Source organism: Microbacterium sp. Leaf159 (genome assembly GCF_001423615.1).
Taxonomy (GTDB): domain Bacteria; phylum Actinomycetota; class Actinomycetes; order Actinomycetales; family Microbacteriaceae; genus Microbacterium.
This window is the reverse complement of the sequence record NZ_LMOU01000002.1, coordinates 81886-97741: the sequence shown is the minus strand read 5'-3', so window position 1 is coordinate 97741 and position 15856 is coordinate 81886. Positions and strand designations below refer to the sequence as shown.

The window sequence follows — 15856 nt, the reverse complement described above, 5'->3', positions numbered from 1 at the left end:
ATGTCGATCGACGCGAACGGTGACGTCACCATCCAGGGAGCATCCCTGCGCAGCCTGCCCAAGGTGTCGCTGCACGACCACCTGGACGGCGCCGTGCGCCCGTCGACGATCATCGAGCTGGCGGATGCGATCGGCCTCGAGGTCCCCGAGTCGAAGCCCGCAGCTCTCGGCAAGTGGTTCGCGAAGAAGAGCGACTCCGGTTCGCTCGTCGAGTACCTGAAGACCTTCGATCTGACGACCGCCGTCATGCAGACGACGGAGGGGCTGACACGCGTTGCACGCGAGTTCGTGCAGGACCTCGCGTCCGACGGCGTGATCTACGGCGAGGTGCGCTGGGCTCCCGAACAGCACCTCACGCGAGGCCTCACTCTCGAGCAGACCGTCGAGGCGGTGCAGCAGGGCATCGAAGAGGGTGAGGATGCCGCTGATCGCGCCGGCCACAGCATCCGCGTCGGCCAGCTGATCACCGCGATGCGCCACACCGACCGCTCGCTCGAGATCGCAGAGCTCGCAGTGAGCTTCCGCGGTCGCGGAGCGGTGGGCTTCGACATCGCGGGCCCGGAGGACGGCTTCCCCGCCTCGAACCACCGCAAGGCCTTCGACTATCTCGCCGAGAACTTCTTCCCCGTCACGGTGCACGCCGGCGAGGCCGCGGGCCCCGCGTCGATTCGCTCGGCTCTGCTCGACGGACGCGCACTGCGCCTCGGTCACGGAGTGCGGATCGCGGAGGATCTGCAGGTCATCACGCAGGAGGGCGACGAGGTGCAGGTGCAGTTCGGCGACCTCGCGCGGTGGGTGCGCGACCGTGAGATCCCGCTCGAGCTGTCGCCGTCGTCGAACCTCCAGACCGGAGCGATCGCGGCCTGGGGCAACACCCTCGCCGACCACCCGTTCGATCTGCTCTACCAGCTCGGCTTCGCCGTCACGGTCAACGTCGACAACCGCACGATGAGTGCGACGTCGCTCACCCGCGAGCTCGCGAACCTGGTCGAGACGTTCGAGTACGATCTCGACGATCTCGAGACCTTCCAGTTCAACGCCGCGGCCGGGGCTTTCCTGCCCGTCGAGGAGCGCGAGGAGCTCGTCGAGATGATCGCAGAAGGATTCGACGTCTGAGACATGGACGACTGAGTCATGGCTTCCGGGGGGAAGCGACGCCGACTGGGCGTTGCAATCATCATCAGCACGGTGATCGTGCTCGCAGGCGGCGCGGCCGCGGCATACGCGTGGGTCACCCGCGAGCCTGAGGAGATCGTCCCGAGGACGACAGCGGCGGTCATCGAGCGTCCGCTGACGGCGGCCCAGCAGATCGTCGCCGACGCCGACGATCCGCTGGCGTGCGCCGTGAGCTTCATCGGTGACGGTGCACCGCTGGACCCGATGCTGCAGTGGCAGAACGCGCTCTATGCGGGTCTCCCGATCCCGGCGCAGGACGGACGCGTGTTCGCGGGCTGGTACGCGAGCGAGGCGGATGCAGCGGCGTTCACCGTGACGGCACGGATCAACGGTGCCGACGCCGTCGTCTGCGTCGATCAGCAGGTCGACCTGTTCGCCGGGTGGACGACGCCCGAGGCGAACGCCGCGGCCGCCGTGCAGGTGCCGATCCTGATGTATCACCAGTTCACGGCGAACCCCGAGGGCGAGACGGGGTGGCTGCGCGGCAATTACGCGTACATCGGTGACTTCGACGCGCAGATGAACCACATCGCGACGACCGGGTTCTACCTCCCGACCTGGGACGAGCTCAGCGCGTTCATCGACGGTCGGCTCTCGCTGCCCGCGCGTTCGGTCATCATCACCGACGACGACGCGGATCAGACCTGGTTCGACCTGGCCGTGCCCGTGATCGACAGGTACAAGCTGCTCTCGACGTCGTTCATGATCACCGCCTACCGTCAGGATCCGCCTCCGTCGATCTACGTGCTGCGCCGATCGCATACGAACGACATGCATCAGGCCGGCGAGAACGGCAAGGGCCGGATGGTGAACTGGACGGCCGACGAGATCGCCGCAGACCTCAACGCCTCGGCCGATGTGCTCGGCGTGCGCGAGGTGATCGCCTATCCGTTCGGTCACTACAACGACACCGCGAAGCAGGGCGTCGCCCAGGCCGGGTTCGAGATGGCCAGGACGATCGAGCCCGGCTACGTCGAGATCGGGACGGACAAGCTCGCCCTGCCCGTCGTCCGCATCGACTACGGCATGGGTCTGGACTCGCTGATCAAGCGAATCGGCTGACCTGCCGCGCGCACGCGGCAGGATGGAGCGCATGACCGCATCCGTCTTCATCGCGGGCCCCGCCTCGTGGAACTCGATCGTCGTGCTCGACAGGCTTCCCGAGCCCGTACCTCACATGCAGTTCGCGGAGGAGAGCTGGGAGACCCTCGGCGGCACCAGTGCGGGCAAGGCGCTCAGCCTCACGGCTCTCGGACGCCCGACGCTGCTGTATGCGCTGACGGCTGCGGATGAGCCGGGGGAGCGCGTGCGCGGCGCGCTCGACGGAGCAGGCGTACGCACGGTGTGGGGCGACGGGGACGCCACAGAGCGGCACCTCAACCTCATGACACGGCAGGGTGGCAGGGTGTCGCTCTACCTCGCGTCGCCGTCGGCAACGGATGGCGCCGCAGACAGCGCGATCAGGGCCGCGATGGTCGCATCCGACGTGATCGTGCTCGACCTCGCTGCGGAGCCGCTGAGGCTTCTCCCCGCGGCGAAGTCCACCGGTCGCCCGATCTGGGTCGACGTGCACGACTACGACGGCGAGGCCGACTTCCACCGTCCGTTCCTCGCCGCGGCCGACGCGGTGTTCTGCAACGCCGACCGCCTCGACGACCCGGTCGCGTTCCTCCACTCCCGCATCGAGGCCGGTGCGTCGCTCGCGGTGTGCACTCTCGGCGCGGAGGGCGCGGTGGCGATCGATGCCGACGGCACGGAGCATCGGGTGCCGGCGGTGCACGCCGACGTGGTCGACACGAACGGCGCCGGTGACGCGTTCCTCGCGGGTATGCTCGATGCCCGACTCGAAGGTCTCGACCTGCCGACCGCGCTCGCGGCGGGAGCACGGACGGCATCCCTCGTGCTCGGCACCAGACACCTGCATCCGCTGCTCGAGCGCGACTGACGTCCTGCCCCGTCCGCCGGTCCGATCAGCGCTGCGGCAGCTCGGCCATGAAGTAGTTCAGGATCTCGGCGACCTGCGCGTGCATCTCGTCGTCCGTGATCGTCGGCTCTCCGTCGCCCGACTGGGGGCCGTAGTCGCCGAACGACGCGTGGGATGCGCCCTCGACCTCGACCATCTCGGCGTCTGCCGGGAGCAGGTCGCGGGCCGCATCGATCTTCTCGGGCGTCGACAGTCCGTCTTCGCTGCCCGAGATGCTCAGCACGGCGAGGTCGCTGTCGGAGAGGTCGTTCGAGCAGTACGAGCCGAACAGCACGAGCGCCTCGGCGTCTGCCGCCAGCTGGCAGGCGCGCACGCCGCCCAGCGAGTGCCCGCCGATGGCCCAGTCGTCGATGTCGGGGGCCGCAGAGGTGAAGGAGTCGAGTCCACGCAGGTCGAAGAACGCGAGGTTCAGCCACGGGCGTGTGATCACCACGGTGACACCCTCTTCGGTGAGGCTCTGCAGGATCGGGGCATACGCCCACGGGTCCACCTTCGCACCGGGGACGAAGACGAGGCCGAGGTCGGATTCTCCGTCGGCCGGAGTCATCACGATGCCCTGCTCGGCATCCTCGACGTGGATGGCGGGATTCTCGCGGACGCTCGCCAGTGGGGCCTTCTCGGCGGGCATCACTCCGATCTGGCTCCAGGCGACGATGCCGCCGATTCCGAGCACGAGGACGGCGACGAGTCCCCAGACGATCACCTTCAGGACACGACGGCCACGCTTCTTCTGCACAGGATCAACGTTAGGGCCTGTGCATGTGAACAGCCTCGGGGGCGATGATCACCCGCGACCGTGAGCCGCGGGGCTCTCGAGCGCTTCCCGCTCGCGGCGGACCGCAGCGCGGTACGCGTCCTTGTTGACGTAGTACGCCATGCGCGCGAGCCCGAGGTAGCGGTAGCCGCCGGTGAGGTCGGGCCACGGCTGCGAGGTCACCCGCTCGCGGAACCGCGCCGCGTTCGCGGCATCGTGCTCCACGGCATCGAGATAGCCGGCGAGCAGGTCGGCCTGCTCGTAGCGGCCCTGCCAGCCGATGCCGGAGGCCTCGATCATGCCCATCACGTACAGGCCGTTGAACGACGAGGGGAAGACGTTGAGGAACAGCCGGGGAGCGGCGCCCTGCCACTGCAGATGCCGTCGATCCACGAACGGGTAGTCGAGGGTGTACCCGGTCGCGAGCAGCACGAGGTCGTAGTCGTCGGCTGTGCCGTCGCGGAACCGCACGGTCGGCCCGTCGAAGCGGTCGATGTCCGGACGGATGCGCAGATCGCCCTGCCCCAGGTGGTTGAGGACCATGGTGTTGACGATCGGGTGCGATTCGTAGATGCGGTAGTCCGGCTTCGGGAACCCGAAGCGCACGGGGTCGCCCGTGAACGCCTTGAGCACACGGCTGTCGACGGCCTGCTTGATGCGGGCGGGAAGCGGTCTGCCCTGATTCAAGGTGTCGCTGGGCCTTCCGAACAGGTAGCGCGGCACGAAGTAGTAGCCGCGGCGCACGCTCATGTCGACCGAGGCTGCGTGGTGCACGGCATCGACCGCGATGTCGCATCCGGAGTTGCCCGCACCGATCAGGAGCACCCTCTTGCCGGTGAGCTGCGCGGGCGACCTGTAAGAGCTCGTGTGCATCAGCTCGCCGCTGAAGGCACCGCGGAACCGCGGGATGTTCGGCTCGGCCAGGGTGCCGTTCGCGAGCACGACGCCCGCATACCGATGCGTCTCCTCACCCGACGGCCCTGTGCACGTGAGATCCCAGCCGCCGTCACGCGGCTCGAGTCGGGTGACCGCGGTCTCGAACCGGAACAGCTCGGCGAGTCCGAAGTGGTCGGCGTAGTCCTCGAAGTACTCGCGCAGCGCGCGGTGGCCCGGGTAGTCGACCGTCGAGCGCATCGGGAACTCGGTGAACTCGGTCGTGGTGCGCGACGAGATCAGGTGAGCGGACTCGTACATGGTGCTGCGGGGGTTGTCGATGTCCCACAGCCCGCCGACGCCCGATGAGGCCTCGTAGCCGTCGACGCCGATCCCGCGTCTGGTGAGAGCCCGCGCGGCGGCGAGTCCGGACGGCCCTGCGCCGATGATCGCGTATCTGTTCATGCTGCTCCCCGCACTTCTTCGTGCTCGCACCTCTGCGCCCCCTGACCGATCGTATCGGCAGGGGGCGCAGAGGAGAGCGGGCGGTGGTCGGCCGCCGGCGGAGGGTCAGGAGGCGTGCAGTGCCGTCTGGCGCGAGACGACCGCATCGCGGATCGCGGGGAACAGCGGATGCTCGGGGTCGAGGCCCGTCGTGCGTGAGGTGAACGCGAGAGCGTCCTCCGTGCGCAGTAGCTCCTGCAGCTCGACCGCCTGCTCGTCGTCGGGCTCCTCGAACTCGAGCGCGGCGGTGATGGCGCCGACCAGCGCGACCGTGGGAAGGCCGCGCTCGGCTGCCATGGCGGCCGGGCCGATGAACCGCTCGTGTCGCGAGATCTTGCGCAGCGGCTGACGGCCGACGCGCTGGACGGTGTCGACGAGGGCAGGGTTGCGGAACCGCTCGAGGATCGTCGCACGGTACTCGGCGAGGTCGACGGGGTCGAGCCCGTGCTCCGCCACCAGCACCGCCGAGGTCTCCTCGAGGGCCGCCGACACGCGAGCCGCGATGTCGGGGTCGGCGAGAGCATCCGAGATGCGGTCGATTCCCGCGCGGGCGCCGAAGTACGCCGTGGCCGCATGGCCCGTGTTCACCGTGAACAGCTTGCGCTCGATGTACGGAGCCAGGTCGTCGACGAAGTGCGCACCGGGGATGTTCGGCAGCGTGCCGCCGAAGGCTCCGGATTCGATCGCCCACTCGAAGTAGGGCTCGACCGTGACGTCGACGCCGCCGTCCGCGGGCTGGCCAGGGACGATGCGGTCGACGGCGGTGTTCGCGAACACCGCGCGTGAGAGCAGCTCGGCGGCATCCGCCCCGGCAGCCTTCTCGACCTCGGCGCGCAGGGTGTCCGTCGCACCGATCGCGTTCTCGCAGGCCATGACCTGCAGAGGTGCGGCATCGGGGGAGCGGCGTCGGAGGCCTTCGACGATCGTGGGGGCCACGAACCGCAGCACGGTCGGCCCGACGGCGGTGGTGGCGACGTCTGCGGTCGCGACCTCGTCGGCCACGGCATCCGGATCCGACTTGCTGTTCACCGCGCGGAAGCCGGTCACGACGTGATCGGTGCCGCCAGGGCCGGCCTCGTGCACGGTGTATGAATCGACCGCGTTGATCGCATCGACCAGCGCGTCGGCGACGTCGGAGAAGACGACCTCGTAACCGCCCTCGTGCAGCAGCAGTCCGACGAACCCCCGGCCGATGTTGCCCGCTCCGAAATGGACGGCCTTCATCAGTCGTTCACCGCCGAGAGCAGTGCGTAGAGCTCATCCGGGGTCTGCGCGGCGTTGAGCTTCGCGACGTCGTCCTCGTCGGAGAAGAGGATCGCGATCTGCGACAGGATCTCGAGGTGCTCGTCGCCGCGGCCGGCGATGCCCACCACGAACGTCGCGGGCTCACCCGCCCAGTCCACGCCGCCGTCGTAGCGGACGACGGACAGGGCAGACCCGAGGATCGCGTCCTTCGTGTCGTTGGTGCCGTGTGGAATCGCCAGGCCGTTGCCCATGTATGTCGACACGGTCGCCTCGCGCTGACGCATCGCGTCGACGTAGGCGGGGGTGACGGCGCCGGCCGACACGAGGATGTCGGTGGCCTCCTGGAGGGCCGCCTCCTGGGTGCTGGATCCTGCGTGGATGCGGACCTGGCCGAGGGTGAGAACGCTCATGGTGATTCCTTCTTTCTGAGAATGTGGGGGCGGGGCGGATGCCGTGGCACCCGCCCCGCCCGGTCTGTCATGCGTCGGAGTCGCGCTGCTCGCGCACCATCTCGACGACCTCTTCGTACTTCGGAGAGTTCATGAAGTTGTCGACCGACACGTGGATCGAGTTCGGCGACTGCGCCTTCGCGCGGTCGGTGAGCTGCTGCTGCGTGATCACGAGGTCAGCGCTGCCGTCGAGGTTCGCGATCGCCTGGTTGGTGACCGTGACCCCGTCGATCTCGGCCTTCTTGAACTTGTTGCGCAGGACGCTGGCGCCCATCGCGGAGGAGCCCATACCGGCGTCGCAGGCGAACACGATGTTCGCGATACGACGGTCGGTGGCGACGCCTGCACCCGCGGCCGCCGCGCCGGCGGCACCCGCACCGGATGAGGCGCGGAGTGCGTCCATCGCGGCGGAGGACTTGCCCTTGTTGGCCTCGGTCTGAGCGATCGCGTCGCCGAAGCTGTCGCCTTCAGCGGCGAGGTCGCGCTTGCGCGAAGCCCGCAGGATGACGCCGGTGATGAGGAAGGTGACGACTGCGGCGATGACCACCGAGAGGTACACGACCAGCAGGTTGCCGACTCCGGGGCCGACAGCAGCGGCGGTGACGGCGATGATGCTGCCGGGCGCTGCCGGGAACGCCAGCCCGCCGCCGAGGACCATGTTCGTCGTGACACCGGCCGCGCCACCCGCGATCAGCGCGAGGATGGTGGTCGGCTTGCTCAGTGCATACGGGAAGTAGATCTCGTGGATGCCACCGAAGAACTGGATGATGGCAGCTCCCGGAGCCGAGGCCTTCGCCGCACCGACGCCGAAGAAGGTGAAGGCGAGCAGCAGGCCGAGACCGGGGCCGGGGTTCGCCTCGATGAGGAACAGGATCGACTTGCCGGTCTCCGCAGCCTGCTCGATGCCGAGCGGGGTGAACACGCCGTGGTTGATGGCGTTGTTGAGGAACAGCACCTTGGCGGGCTCGACGATGATCGAGACGAGCGGGAGCAGGTTCAGGGAGACGAGCCAGTCGACAGCGCCGCCGAGGACGGCGCTGATGCCGAGCATGACCGGACCGAAGGCGAAGAAGCCGAAGATCGCGAGGACCATGCCCAGGATTCCGGCCGAGAAGTTGTTCACCAGCATCTCGAAGCCGGGGCGGATCCTGCCGTCCCACAGCTTGTCCATCTGCTTGGTGATCCAGGCCGCGAGCGGGCCCATGATCATCGCGCCGAGGAACATCGGGATGTTCGTGCCGACGATGACGCCCATGGTGGCGATCGTCGCCACGACGCCGCCGCGCTCGCCGTAGACCATGCGGCCTGCGGTGTTGGCGATCAGGAGGGGCAGGAGGTACGTGACCATCGGGCCGACGAGGCCGACGTAGGCGAGGATGTTGCCGTCGGCGCCCTCGGCCACAGCCGTCATGGCACCCTGCCAGCCGACGACGGCCGAGTCGCCGCCGCCGCCGATGATCTCGGCCACCCCGGCCCAGTGCCAGCCGAAGGGGCTGTCGGAGCCGAAGAAACCGGCGGGGATGAACAGCATGGTGATGAATCCCCACGCGATGAACGCGGCGATGTTGGGCATGATCATGCCCGAGAGGAACGTGCCGAAGCGCTGCACGCCCGTTCGGAGGCCGCCTGCCTTCGTGGCGGCCGGTGACGTCGTCGTCATGATGTCGTCTCTTTCTGGTGAGGGGGAAGGGTTGCTGTGGCATCGGCCACGGCGAGGCGGGCTCCGGCGGCGTCGTCGGCCGCCAGAGCCAGTTCGGCGAGGTTGCGGGCCTCGTCGAGGGTTCGGGTGGACAGCATCTGACGCACGTCCGCGAGCGCCGAGGGAGCCATCGAGAGGCTCGTCGCGCCGAGTCCCACGAGCACCACGGCGAGCATCGGGTCTGCCGCGGCCTCGCCGCAGATGCCTACCGGCTTTCCGAGGCGGGCACCGGCGGCACCGACCTCGCGTACGAGCCGGAGCACTGCGGGGTGCCAGGGGTCCTGGAATCCGGCGACGGATCCCAGCATGCGATCGGCGGCCATCGTGTACTGGGTGAGGTCGTTCGTGCCGATCGACGCGAAGTCCGCGTGCGCGAGGATGCGGTCGGCGAGCAGCGCGCTGGACGGAATCTCGACCATCACGCCGGCGGTCTTGAGGCCGTATTCGCGAGCGAGCGAGGTGAAGTACTGCGTCTCCTCGACGGTCGCCACCATGGGCGCCATGACCCAGAGGTCGGCCGATGTCGCGGCATCGGCCTCGGCGAGAGCGGTCAGCTGCTCGCGCAGGATGTCCTCGCTCGCGCGCAGGGCTCGCAGGCCGCGGAGCCCCAGTGCCGGGTTCTCCTCGTGCGCGTCGTTGAGGAACGCCAGGGGCTTGTCGGCGCCGGCGTCCAGCATCCGCACGACGACCTTCTTGCCGGGGAAGGCCGCGAGCAGCTCCCGGTACGACTCGCGCTGCTGCTCGACCGTCGGCGCCTGGGCCGACGAGAGGAACAGGAACTCGGTGCGGAACAGCCCGACGCCCTCGGCCCCGCGCTCGACGGCATCGGATGCGTCTGCAGGTTTTCCCAGATTCGCCAGCAGCGGGATCAGCGTGCCGTCGGCGAGGGCGCCGGGAGTCAATGGTGCGTCGTCCGCGGAACGACGGGCGGCGGCGCGCTGCTCGGCGCGCTCCTTCTCATCGTCGGTCGGATCCAGGGTCACGAGTCCGGCGGCCGCATCGACGATCACGGACTGACCCGTGGCGAGTGCGGATGCCGAGGCCGCGCCGACGATCGCGACGATGCCCTTCTCGCGGGCGAGGATCGCCGTGTGCGACGTGGGTCCGCCGTCGAACGTGATGAGGGCGAGCACCTGGTCGAGGTTCAGCAGCGCCGTGTCGGCCGGAGCGAGGTCGCGGGCGACGAGGACGAACGGATGCCCGGGGTCGGGCACTCCGGGCGCATCCACGCCGCGAAGCCGCGCGAGCACCCGCTGGGCGATGTCGTCGAGGTCGGCCGCGCGCTCGCCGAGGTAGCCGCCGACGGCCTCGAGGGTGGCGCGGAAGCCGGCGAAGGCGTCGTGCACGGCCCACTCGGCGGTGGCGCCGCCATCGATCCTGGCGTCGACCTCGTCCTGCAGGGTGGGGTCCTCGGCGATCATCGCCTGGGCCTCGAGCACCTCCTGGGCCGAGCCTCCGGCCGTCTCGCCCCGGGCGGTCAGCTCCTGAGCCACCGCGGCGACGGCTTCGCGCACCCTGGTGCGCTCGGCATCGATGCCCTGAGTGCTCGGAGTGTTCTCCGGAGCCGGCAGCGCCTCGGTCATCCGCACGACGACGCCCTGGGCGACGCTGAGACCGATCCCGACTCCTCGCAGTTCGCTCACGCGCCGGCATCCTGATCGTGGTCGGTCGTCAGCAGCTCGGTGAGCGTGTCGAGCACTCCTTCGGCGCTGTCGCCGTCGGCGGTGAGCGTGACGTAGTCGCCGTATTCGATCGCGAGCGCGATGACGCCGAGGATGCTGGCCGCGTTGACCGCCTTGCCGGAGTCCTTCGCGATGGTCACGGGGATGCCGGAGTCCTTGGCCGCCTGTGCGAAGAGCTTCGCGGGGCGAGCGTGGAGTCCGTGGGATGAGCCGATGCGTACGGTGCGGGAGACGGTCATGATGTTCCTTTCGGGGTGTTCCTGGCGTCGGCGAGGATCGAGCGGGCGAGCGCGAGGGTGCGGGTGCCGTCGCGGTCGGCGAAGATGTCCTCCGGGAGGACGACCACGGGCACGGCGGCCGCATCGCGGATGGCGTCGAGGCGGTCGGCGAGGTGCGGGCCGATGAGGACGAGGTCGTGATCGCCGCCGGTGACGGAGTGCTCCATGCCTGCTGCCGCGTCCCAGTGGAGACCGGCGTCGGAGGCCGCTCTGCGGAGTCGCTGTGCGACGAATGTGCTCGACGCACCGGCGCCACACACCACGAGGATCTTCATCGATGCCCACTACCTTTCCTGAGAACAGTCTGGGAACTGCTGCGCGCGCTCGCCAACAGGTTCCTTTCCGCCCCTGCGGAACATCGGTTTCGGAGCGGGGCCACGCGCTTACTGACATCATGGGAGTCACGTCAGGACAGTGCAGTCGGCACGGAGGAGGGGGAGGATCATGTCGCGTCAGCGCCAGGACCAGCTCCTCTCGACCCTGCTCCGCCAGGGCGACTGGGCGACGGCAGCGAGCCTCGCCGATCAGCTCGGGGTCACCCCGCGCAGCATCCGCTCGTATGTGGCGGCGCTGAACGCCCGGACGGGCGGTGCGGATGCGGTGGAGTCCGGGCCCGCGGGCTATCGGGCGGGCTCAGCGGCGCGCGATGCGCTGAGAACACGGCAGGGTGGCGAATCCGCCCCCAGAGACCGGCTGCACGGCATCGTCCGCACCCTCCTCGACCTGCCGGGCGGCGTCGACGTGTTCGCGATGGCCGACGAGCTGCATGTGAGCGAGGCGACCCTCGAATCCGACCTCGCCCGGGTCCGTGGCCTGCTGGACGGCACCGAGCTGACCCTGGAGCGCGACCGCGAGATCGTGCGCCTGCGCGGCAACGAAGCGGCACAGCGCCGGCTTCTCAGCCGGCTCGCGCACGACGAGATGGACGCGGCGTCCTTCCACCCCGAGACCTTCCGTCGGGCACTCGCAGGCACTGCCGTCGTCGCAGGCTCCGTGGCCCCCTTCAAGTCCGAGCTCGTGCGCGAACTCGGCGAGCTGGGCTACTACGTCAATGAGCTCGCGATCTCGGACGTCCTCCTGCACATCGCGATCGCCGCCGAGCGGGTCGCTGCCGGTCACGCGCTCGAGGCAGGTCCCGCCGGCGCGCGCGAGGAGATCCCGAGAGTCGGCGCGATCATCGCCCGCCTCGCCCAGGAGCACTTCTCCGTCGCGCTGGGCGACGGCGACAGCGGTCACCTGGCGTCCCTCGTCCTCACCCGAATCGTGGCTCCGGGGGAGGACGCCGCCGGCGACGTTGCTCGCAGCGGTGTCGCCCCCGCGGTCGAAGCCGCGGTCCGCGCCGAGATCACCAGGGCGGCCGACGACTTCCAGGTCGATCTGGTCGACGAGACCTTCGTGCTCCGCCTCGCCCTGCACGTGCAGAACCTGCTGCGCCGTGCTGAAGAGAGCGCCCTCACCCGCAATCCGCTCACGAGATCGCTCAAGACCTCCTATCCGATGATCTTCGAGGTGGCGGTGTCGATCGCGAGCGGGCTGCACGACCGGCTGGGGACGCCCATCCACGACGACGAGATCGCCTACATCGCGATGCACGTCGGCGGACGGCTCGAGCGCAGCCGGAAGGCCGAGTCGATCCTCACGGCGACCATCGTCTGCCCCGGGTACTACGAGCTGCATGAGCTGCTGCGCTCCAGCGTCGACCGCTCGCTGGGATCCGCCATCGAGGTCACCAGCGTCGTCACGAACGTCGACCCGGAATGGGCCTCCATCGACACCGATCTGGTGCTCAGCACGATCGAGCCGGGTGCGACCGGCGACCGGTTCGTGCGCATCCAGCCGTTCCTCACCGATGCCGACGTCGATCGCATCCAGCAGGCCGCGGCACGGGTCAGAAGAGGGCGGCGCCTGACGCGCCTGCGTGCGGAACTCGCGCGGTACTTCGATGCGGATGCCTTCGTCTATCCGCTCCCCGACGAGGGCGAGGAGGCGATCATCCGGCGCCTGGGCGGACTGCTCGTGACCGCGGGCCTCATCGGCGAGGACTACGTCGAGAACACGATCCTGCGCGAGCGGATGTCGTCGACGGCGTTCACGGATGCGCTCGCCGTGCCCCACGCGCTGCAGATGACGGCGTCGAGGACCGCGATCGCGATCGGCGTCGCCGACGGGTCGGCGGCGTGGGGCGAGGGCCGGGTTCAGGTGGTCGCCCTCGCCGCGTTCAGCGAGAGCGACCGTGCCGCATTCCAGACCGTCTTCGAGCAGCTCGTCGAGGTGTTCAGCGAGCGAGACAGCGTGCAGCGCATCCTTCGCCGTGGCACCACGTTCGAGGCGTTCCTCGACGAGCTCGTCGCCGTGATCGACGGCTGACCGCTCAGGCTCAGGCTGGGGTCGGGCTCAGTGCCCGGGGTCGAGCACGCCGGCCAGGGTGTCGAGCACGGCGTCGGCATCTGCCGACTCCGCCGTCTCGAGCACCACGGCGTCGCCGGGCGCGAGTGCGAGGTCCATCAGCGCGAGAACGCTGCTGAGGTCCACGACCGCGCCCGACGACGTGCGCAGGGTCACCGCGTGCGGGTGCGCCTGCACGACGCGCACCAGCTCGGCGACGGGGCGCGCGTGCACCCCGTTGTGAGCGCTGATGACGACATGTCTTCTCGGCATGCGACCTACGAGCGTTCTTCCAGGAGTGCCCGCACGGCGGCCTCGAGCTCGCGCACGATCTCGGCGGCGCGAGCGGCCGACTCGGCCTTCGCGTCGATGTAGACCTTGAGCTTGGGCTCGGTGCCGCTGGGCCGGACGATGATCCGGGATCCGTCGGTGAGGCGGTAGCGCAGCACGTCGCCTGACGGCTGTCCGGGGCCCGCCTGCAGCAGATCCTCGGCCGAGGCGATGGTGTGCCCGCCGAACTGCGACGGCGGCAGCGTGCGCAGCGACAGCATCACGGTGCCGATCACCGAGAGGTCGTCGACGCGCACCGACACCTGGCCGCTGGCGAAGTGGCCGTAGGTGTCACCGAGCTCCGTCAGGAGATCGGCCAGCGACTTGCCTCGCTCGTGCGCCTCGGCCGCGAGACCGAGGATCGCCACGGCGGCCGAGATGCCGTCCTTGTCGCGGACGGTCTCGGGATTCACGAGGTAGCCGAGGGCCTCTTCGAATCCGAACACGATCCCTGGCGCGCGCGAGATCCATTTGAAGCCCGTGAGCGTCTCGTGGAAGTCGAGTCCGTGGTGTGCCGCGACCGCGCCGAGACCGGGGGAGGAGACGAGCGAGCAGGCCAGGGATGCCCCGGGTGTCCCCGAGGCTGCCTTCGCGGCACGTGCGCCGAGCAGGAGGCCCACCTCGTTGCCGGTGAGGCGACGCCAGCCGTTCTCGGACGAGGCATCCGGGATCGCGACGGCCAGCCGGTCGGCATCCGGGTCGTTCGCCAGGATGAAGTCCGCCTGCACTCGGCGGGCGCGGGCGAACGCCAGATCCATCGCCCCCGGTTCCTCCGGGTTCGGGAACGACACGGTGCGGAACGTGGCATCGGGTTTCAGCTGCTCCCCGACGACCATCGGCTGCGGGTAGCCGGCGGCGGCGACGATCTTCGACAGGGTCTCCCATCCGACGCCGTGCATCGCGGTGTACACCCACCGGATGTCCGATGCGGATGCGGGAGCGGGCGCCACAGCGGCGGTCGCGGCGACATAGGCGTCGACGACGTCTTCACCCGCCGTCTCGTAGACGGTCGACCGGGGGAGAGCGCTGACGTCATCCGCATCGGCGATCCGCTGGATGTGCGCGGCGATCTCAGCATCCGCCGGTGCGACGATCTGCGAGCCCTGATCCGCGCCGCCCAGGTACACCTTGTAGCCGTTGTCGTTCGGGGGATTGTGCGATGCCGTCACCATGACCCCGGCATCCGCCCCGAGATGCCGTACCGCGAAGGCGAGCACCGGGGTGGGCAGAAGGCGCGGGAGGAGGATGGCGCGGAGTCCGGCGCCGGCGAACAGCTCGGCGGAGTCGGTGGCGAACACCCGCGAGTTGCGGCGCCCGTCGAAGCCGATGATCACGGTCGGGGTGCCGCCGTGCGCCCGCTCGCGCAGGTACGAGGCGAACCCGGCAGCCGCCTGGGCGACGAGCACGCGATTCATGCGGTTGCTTCCGGCCCCGAGAGCGCCGCGGAGCCCTGCGGTGCCGAACGCGAGGCGCGTGCTGAAGCGATCGTCGAGATCGGCGATCGCTGTGTCGTCGCCGTCCGCCGCGCGGGTGATCACCGCGGCGAGCTCGTCGCGGGTCTCGTGGTCGGGGTCCTGCCTCATCCAGGCGCGAGCCTGTGCGAGGCGTTCGTCGCTCACAGCGCCTCGACCACTCGGGCCAGCAGCGCCGAGATCACGGGCTCCGCCTCGCGACCGGCCTCGATGACCTCGGCATGGCTGAGCGGCGTCTTCTGGATGCCCGCGGCGAGGTTCGTGATGAGCGAGAAGCCGAGGATCTCCATGCCGGCCTCGCGTGCGGCGATCGCCTCGAGGGCGGTCGACATGCCGACGATGTCGCCTCCGATGTGCTTCGCCATCTGCACCTCGGCCGGCGTCTCGTAGTGCGGACCGCGGAACTGCGTGTAGATGCCCTCGTCGAGTGTGGGGTCGACGCTGCGAGCGATGTCACGCAGGCGCTTCGCGTAGAGATCGGTCAGGTCGATGAAGGTCGCGCCCTCGAGCGGGGAGTCTGCCGTGAGGTTGATGTGGTCGCTGATCAGCACGGGCTGTCCGGGCGTCCAGGTCTCGCGGACGCCACCGGCGCCGTTGGTGAGGACCATGATCGAAGCGCCCGTGGCCGCGGCGGTGCGGACCGAGTGCACGACACGGCGAACGCCGTGGGACTCGTAGTAGTGGGTGCGGGCGCCGATGACGAGGACGTTCTTGCCGTCGGGGGTGCGGATGCTGCGGAGAGTGCCGACATGGCCCTCGAGAGCGGGCTTCGAGAAGCCGGTGACCTCGGTGGCGGGGATGGTCGCGGTGGTCTCGCCGATGATGTCGGCGGCCTTGCCCCAGCCGCTGCCGAGGGTGAGGGCGATGTCGTGCTTCTCGACTCCGGTCAGGCGCGCGATGTCGGCGGCTGCGTCGGCTGCGACCTCGAACGGGTTCGCATTCGGGTCGTCGAGGGGGTTGCTGTGTGTTTCAGACATGGATCCACTCTAGGAAGGTGCAGGCTCCGGGGCCAGGATTGCGGAAGA

At 69.4% G+C, this 15856-nt stretch carries 15 protein-coding genes; 4 read left to right on the top strand and 11 right to left on the bottom strand.

The window, feature by feature from the left end; all coding sequences use genetic code 11:
* The 3 genes from ASF80_RS14065 to ASF80_RS14055 are packed head-to-tail and all read left to right on the top strand — an operon-like array spanning nucleotide 1 to nucleotide 3121.
* Nucleotides 1-1116, top strand: coding sequence for an adenosine deaminase (locus tag ASF80_RS14065; protein ID WP_056312295.1), 1116 nt, complete (start codon nucleotides 1-3; stop codon nucleotides 1114-1116).
* A gap of 18 nt (nucleotides 1117-1134) precedes the next feature.
* Nucleotides 1135-2238: a polysaccharide deacetylase family protein gene (locus ASF80_RS14060; protein ID WP_056312293.1), complete on the top strand. Its 1104-nt coding sequence runs from the start codon at nucleotides 1135-1137 to the stop codon at nucleotides 2236-2238.
* A 31-nt stretch (nucleotides 2239-2269) separates the two neighbouring features.
* Nucleotides 2270-3121 carry a carbohydrate kinase family protein gene (locus tag ASF80_RS14055; RefSeq protein ID WP_056312291.1) on the top strand — a complete coding sequence of 284 codons (852 nt, stop codon included), beginning with the start codon at nucleotides 2270-2272 and terminating at the stop codon, nucleotides 3119-3121.
* A 25-nt stretch (nucleotides 3122-3146) separates the two neighbouring features.
* On the opposite strand, the gene ASF80_RS14050 is transcribed toward ASF80_RS14055, so the two are convergent.
* The 8 genes from ASF80_RS14050 to ASF80_RS14015 all read right to left on the bottom strand — a co-directional run bounded on the left by ASF80_RS14050 (nucleotide 3147) and on the right by ASF80_RS14015 (nucleotide 10919).
* Nucleotides 3147-3896 (bottom strand): alpha/beta hydrolase, encoded by a 750-nt coding sequence (locus ASF80_RS14050; protein ID WP_056312289.1) that lies wholly within the window; start codon nucleotides 3894-3896, stop codon nucleotides 3147-3149.
* Nucleotides 3897-3944: 48 nt separating this feature from the next.
* Nucleotides 3945-5252 (bottom strand): flavin-containing monooxygenase, encoded by a 1308-nt coding sequence (locus tag ASF80_RS14045; protein ID WP_056312288.1) that lies wholly within the window; start codon nucleotides 5250-5252, stop codon nucleotides 3945-3947.
* A gap of 105 nt (nucleotides 5253-5357) precedes the next feature.
* Nucleotides 5358-6515 (bottom strand): mannitol-1-phosphate 5-dehydrogenase, encoded by a 1158-nt coding sequence (locus ASF80_RS14040; RefSeq protein WP_056312286.1) that lies wholly within the window; start codon nucleotides 6513-6515, stop codon nucleotides 5358-5360.
* A complete protein-coding gene (locus ASF80_RS14035; RefSeq protein WP_056312285.1) occupies nucleotides 6515-6946 on the bottom strand; it encodes a PTS sugar transporter subunit IIA in 432 nt (143 codons plus the stop codon). Before ASF80_RS14035 ends, ASF80_RS14040 begins: the two co-directional genes overlap by 1 nt.
* Nucleotides 6947-7013: 67 nt before the next feature.
* Complete coding sequence (locus tag ASF80_RS14030) at nucleotides 7014-8645, bottom strand: PTS mannitol transporter subunit IICB (RefSeq protein ID WP_056312283.1); 1632 nt, start codon at nucleotides 8643-8645, stop codon at nucleotides 7014-7016.
* Entirely contained in the window at nucleotides 8642-10267 is a 1626-nt protein-coding gene (gene ptsP / locus ASF80_RS14025) for a phosphoenolpyruvate--protein phosphotransferase (RefSeq protein WP_056313579.1), read from the bottom strand. The genes ASF80_RS14030 and ptsP overlap by 4 nt, the downstream gene beginning before the upstream one ends.
* Nucleotides 10268-10323: 56 nt before the next feature.
* Nucleotides 10324-10605 carry an HPr family phosphocarrier protein gene (locus ASF80_RS14020; RefSeq protein ID WP_056312281.1) on the bottom strand — a complete coding sequence of 94 codons (282 nt, stop codon included), beginning with the start codon at nucleotides 10603-10605 and terminating at the stop codon, nucleotides 10324-10326.
* Nucleotides 10602-10919, bottom strand: coding sequence for a PTS sugar transporter subunit IIB (locus tag ASF80_RS14015; protein ID WP_056312279.1), 318 nt, complete (start codon nucleotides 10917-10919; stop codon nucleotides 10602-10604). The genes ASF80_RS14020 and ASF80_RS14015 overlap by 4 nt, the downstream gene beginning before the upstream one ends.
* 169 nt (nucleotides 10920-11088) lie before the next feature.
* Between ASF80_RS14015 and ASF80_RS14010 the strand changes: the two genes are divergently transcribed.
* Nucleotides 11089-13011, top strand: coding sequence for a BglG family transcription antiterminator (locus ASF80_RS14010; RefSeq protein ID WP_056312275.1), 1923 nt, complete (start codon nucleotides 11089-11091; stop codon nucleotides 13009-13011).
* Between the two features lie 27 nt (nucleotides 13012-13038).
* Here ASF80_RS14010 and ASF80_RS14005 read toward each other — a convergent pair whose 3' ends face one another.
* Genes ASF80_RS14005 through ASF80_RS13995 form a run of 3 tightly spaced genes read right to left on the bottom strand, consistent with a single transcriptional unit; the run spans nucleotide 13039 to nucleotide 15808 of the window.
* On the bottom strand, nucleotides 13039-13302 hold the full coding sequence (locus tag ASF80_RS14005; RefSeq protein WP_056312273.1) for an HPr family phosphocarrier protein: 264 nt from the start codon (nucleotides 13300-13302) through the stop codon (nucleotides 13039-13041).
* 5 nt (nucleotides 13303-13307) lie between these two features.
* A complete protein-coding gene (locus ASF80_RS14000) occupies nucleotides 13308-14978 on the bottom strand; it encodes a phospho-sugar mutase (RefSeq protein ID WP_056312271.1) in 1671 nt (556 codons plus the stop codon).
* Nucleotides 14975-15808 carry a purine-nucleoside phosphorylase gene (locus tag ASF80_RS13995; RefSeq protein WP_056312269.1) on the bottom strand — a complete coding sequence of 278 codons (834 nt, stop codon included), beginning with the start codon at nucleotides 15806-15808 and terminating at the stop codon, nucleotides 14975-14977. The genes ASF80_RS14000 and ASF80_RS13995 overlap by 4 nt, the downstream gene beginning before the upstream one ends.
* Nucleotides 15809-15856: the final 48 nt, after the last annotated feature.

Bases quoted from the DNA above. Each gene is read 5' to 3' on its own strand.
- ASF80_RS14065 (WP_056312295.1), top strand. From the start codon at position 1: ATGTCGATCGACGCGAACGGTGACGTCACCATCCAGGGAGCATCCCTG.
- ASF80_RS14060 (WP_056312293.1), top strand. From the start codon at position 1,135: ATGGCTTCCGGGGGGAAGCGACGCCGACTGGGCGTTGCAATCATCATC.
- ASF80_RS14055 (WP_056312291.1), top strand. From the start codon at position 2,270: ATGACCGCATCCGTCTTCATCGCGGGCCCCGCCTCGTGGAACTCGATC.
- ASF80_RS14045 (WP_056312288.1), bottom strand. From the start codon at position 5,252: ATGAACAGATACGCGATCATCGGCGCAGGGCCGTCCGGACTCGCCGCC.
- ASF80_RS14040 (WP_056312286.1), bottom strand. From the start codon at position 6,515: ATGAAGGCCGTCCATTTCGGAGCGGGCAACATCGGCCGGGGGTTCGTC.
- ASF80_RS14035 (WP_056312285.1), bottom strand. From the start codon at position 6,946: ATGAGCGTTCTCACCCTCGGCCAGGTCCGCATCCACGCAGGATCCAGC.
- ASF80_RS14030 (WP_056312283.1), bottom strand. From the start codon at position 8,645: ATGACGACGACGTCACCGGCCGCCACGAAGGCAGGCGGCCTCCGAACG.
- ptsP (WP_056313579.1), bottom strand. From the start codon at position 10,267: ATGACCGAGGCGCTGCCGGCTCCGGAGAACACTCCGAGCACTCAGGGC.
- ASF80_RS14020 (WP_056312281.1), bottom strand. From the start codon at position 10,605: ATGACCGTCTCCCGCACCGTACGCATCGGCTCATCCCACGGACTCCAC.
- ASF80_RS14015 (WP_056312279.1), bottom strand. From the start codon at position 10,919: ATGAAGATCCTCGTGGTGTGTGGCGCCGGTGCGTCGAGCACATTCGTC.
- ASF80_RS14010 (WP_056312275.1), top strand. From the start codon at position 11,089: ATGTCGCGTCAGCGCCAGGACCAGCTCCTCTCGACCCTGCTCCGCCAG.
- ASF80_RS14005 (WP_056312273.1), bottom strand. From the start codon at position 13,302: ATGCCGAGAAGACATGTCGTCATCAGCGCTCACAACGGGGTGCACGCG.
- ASF80_RS13995 (WP_056312269.1), bottom strand. From the start codon at position 15,808: ATGTCTGAAACACACAGCAACCCCCTCGACGACCCGAATGCGAACCCG.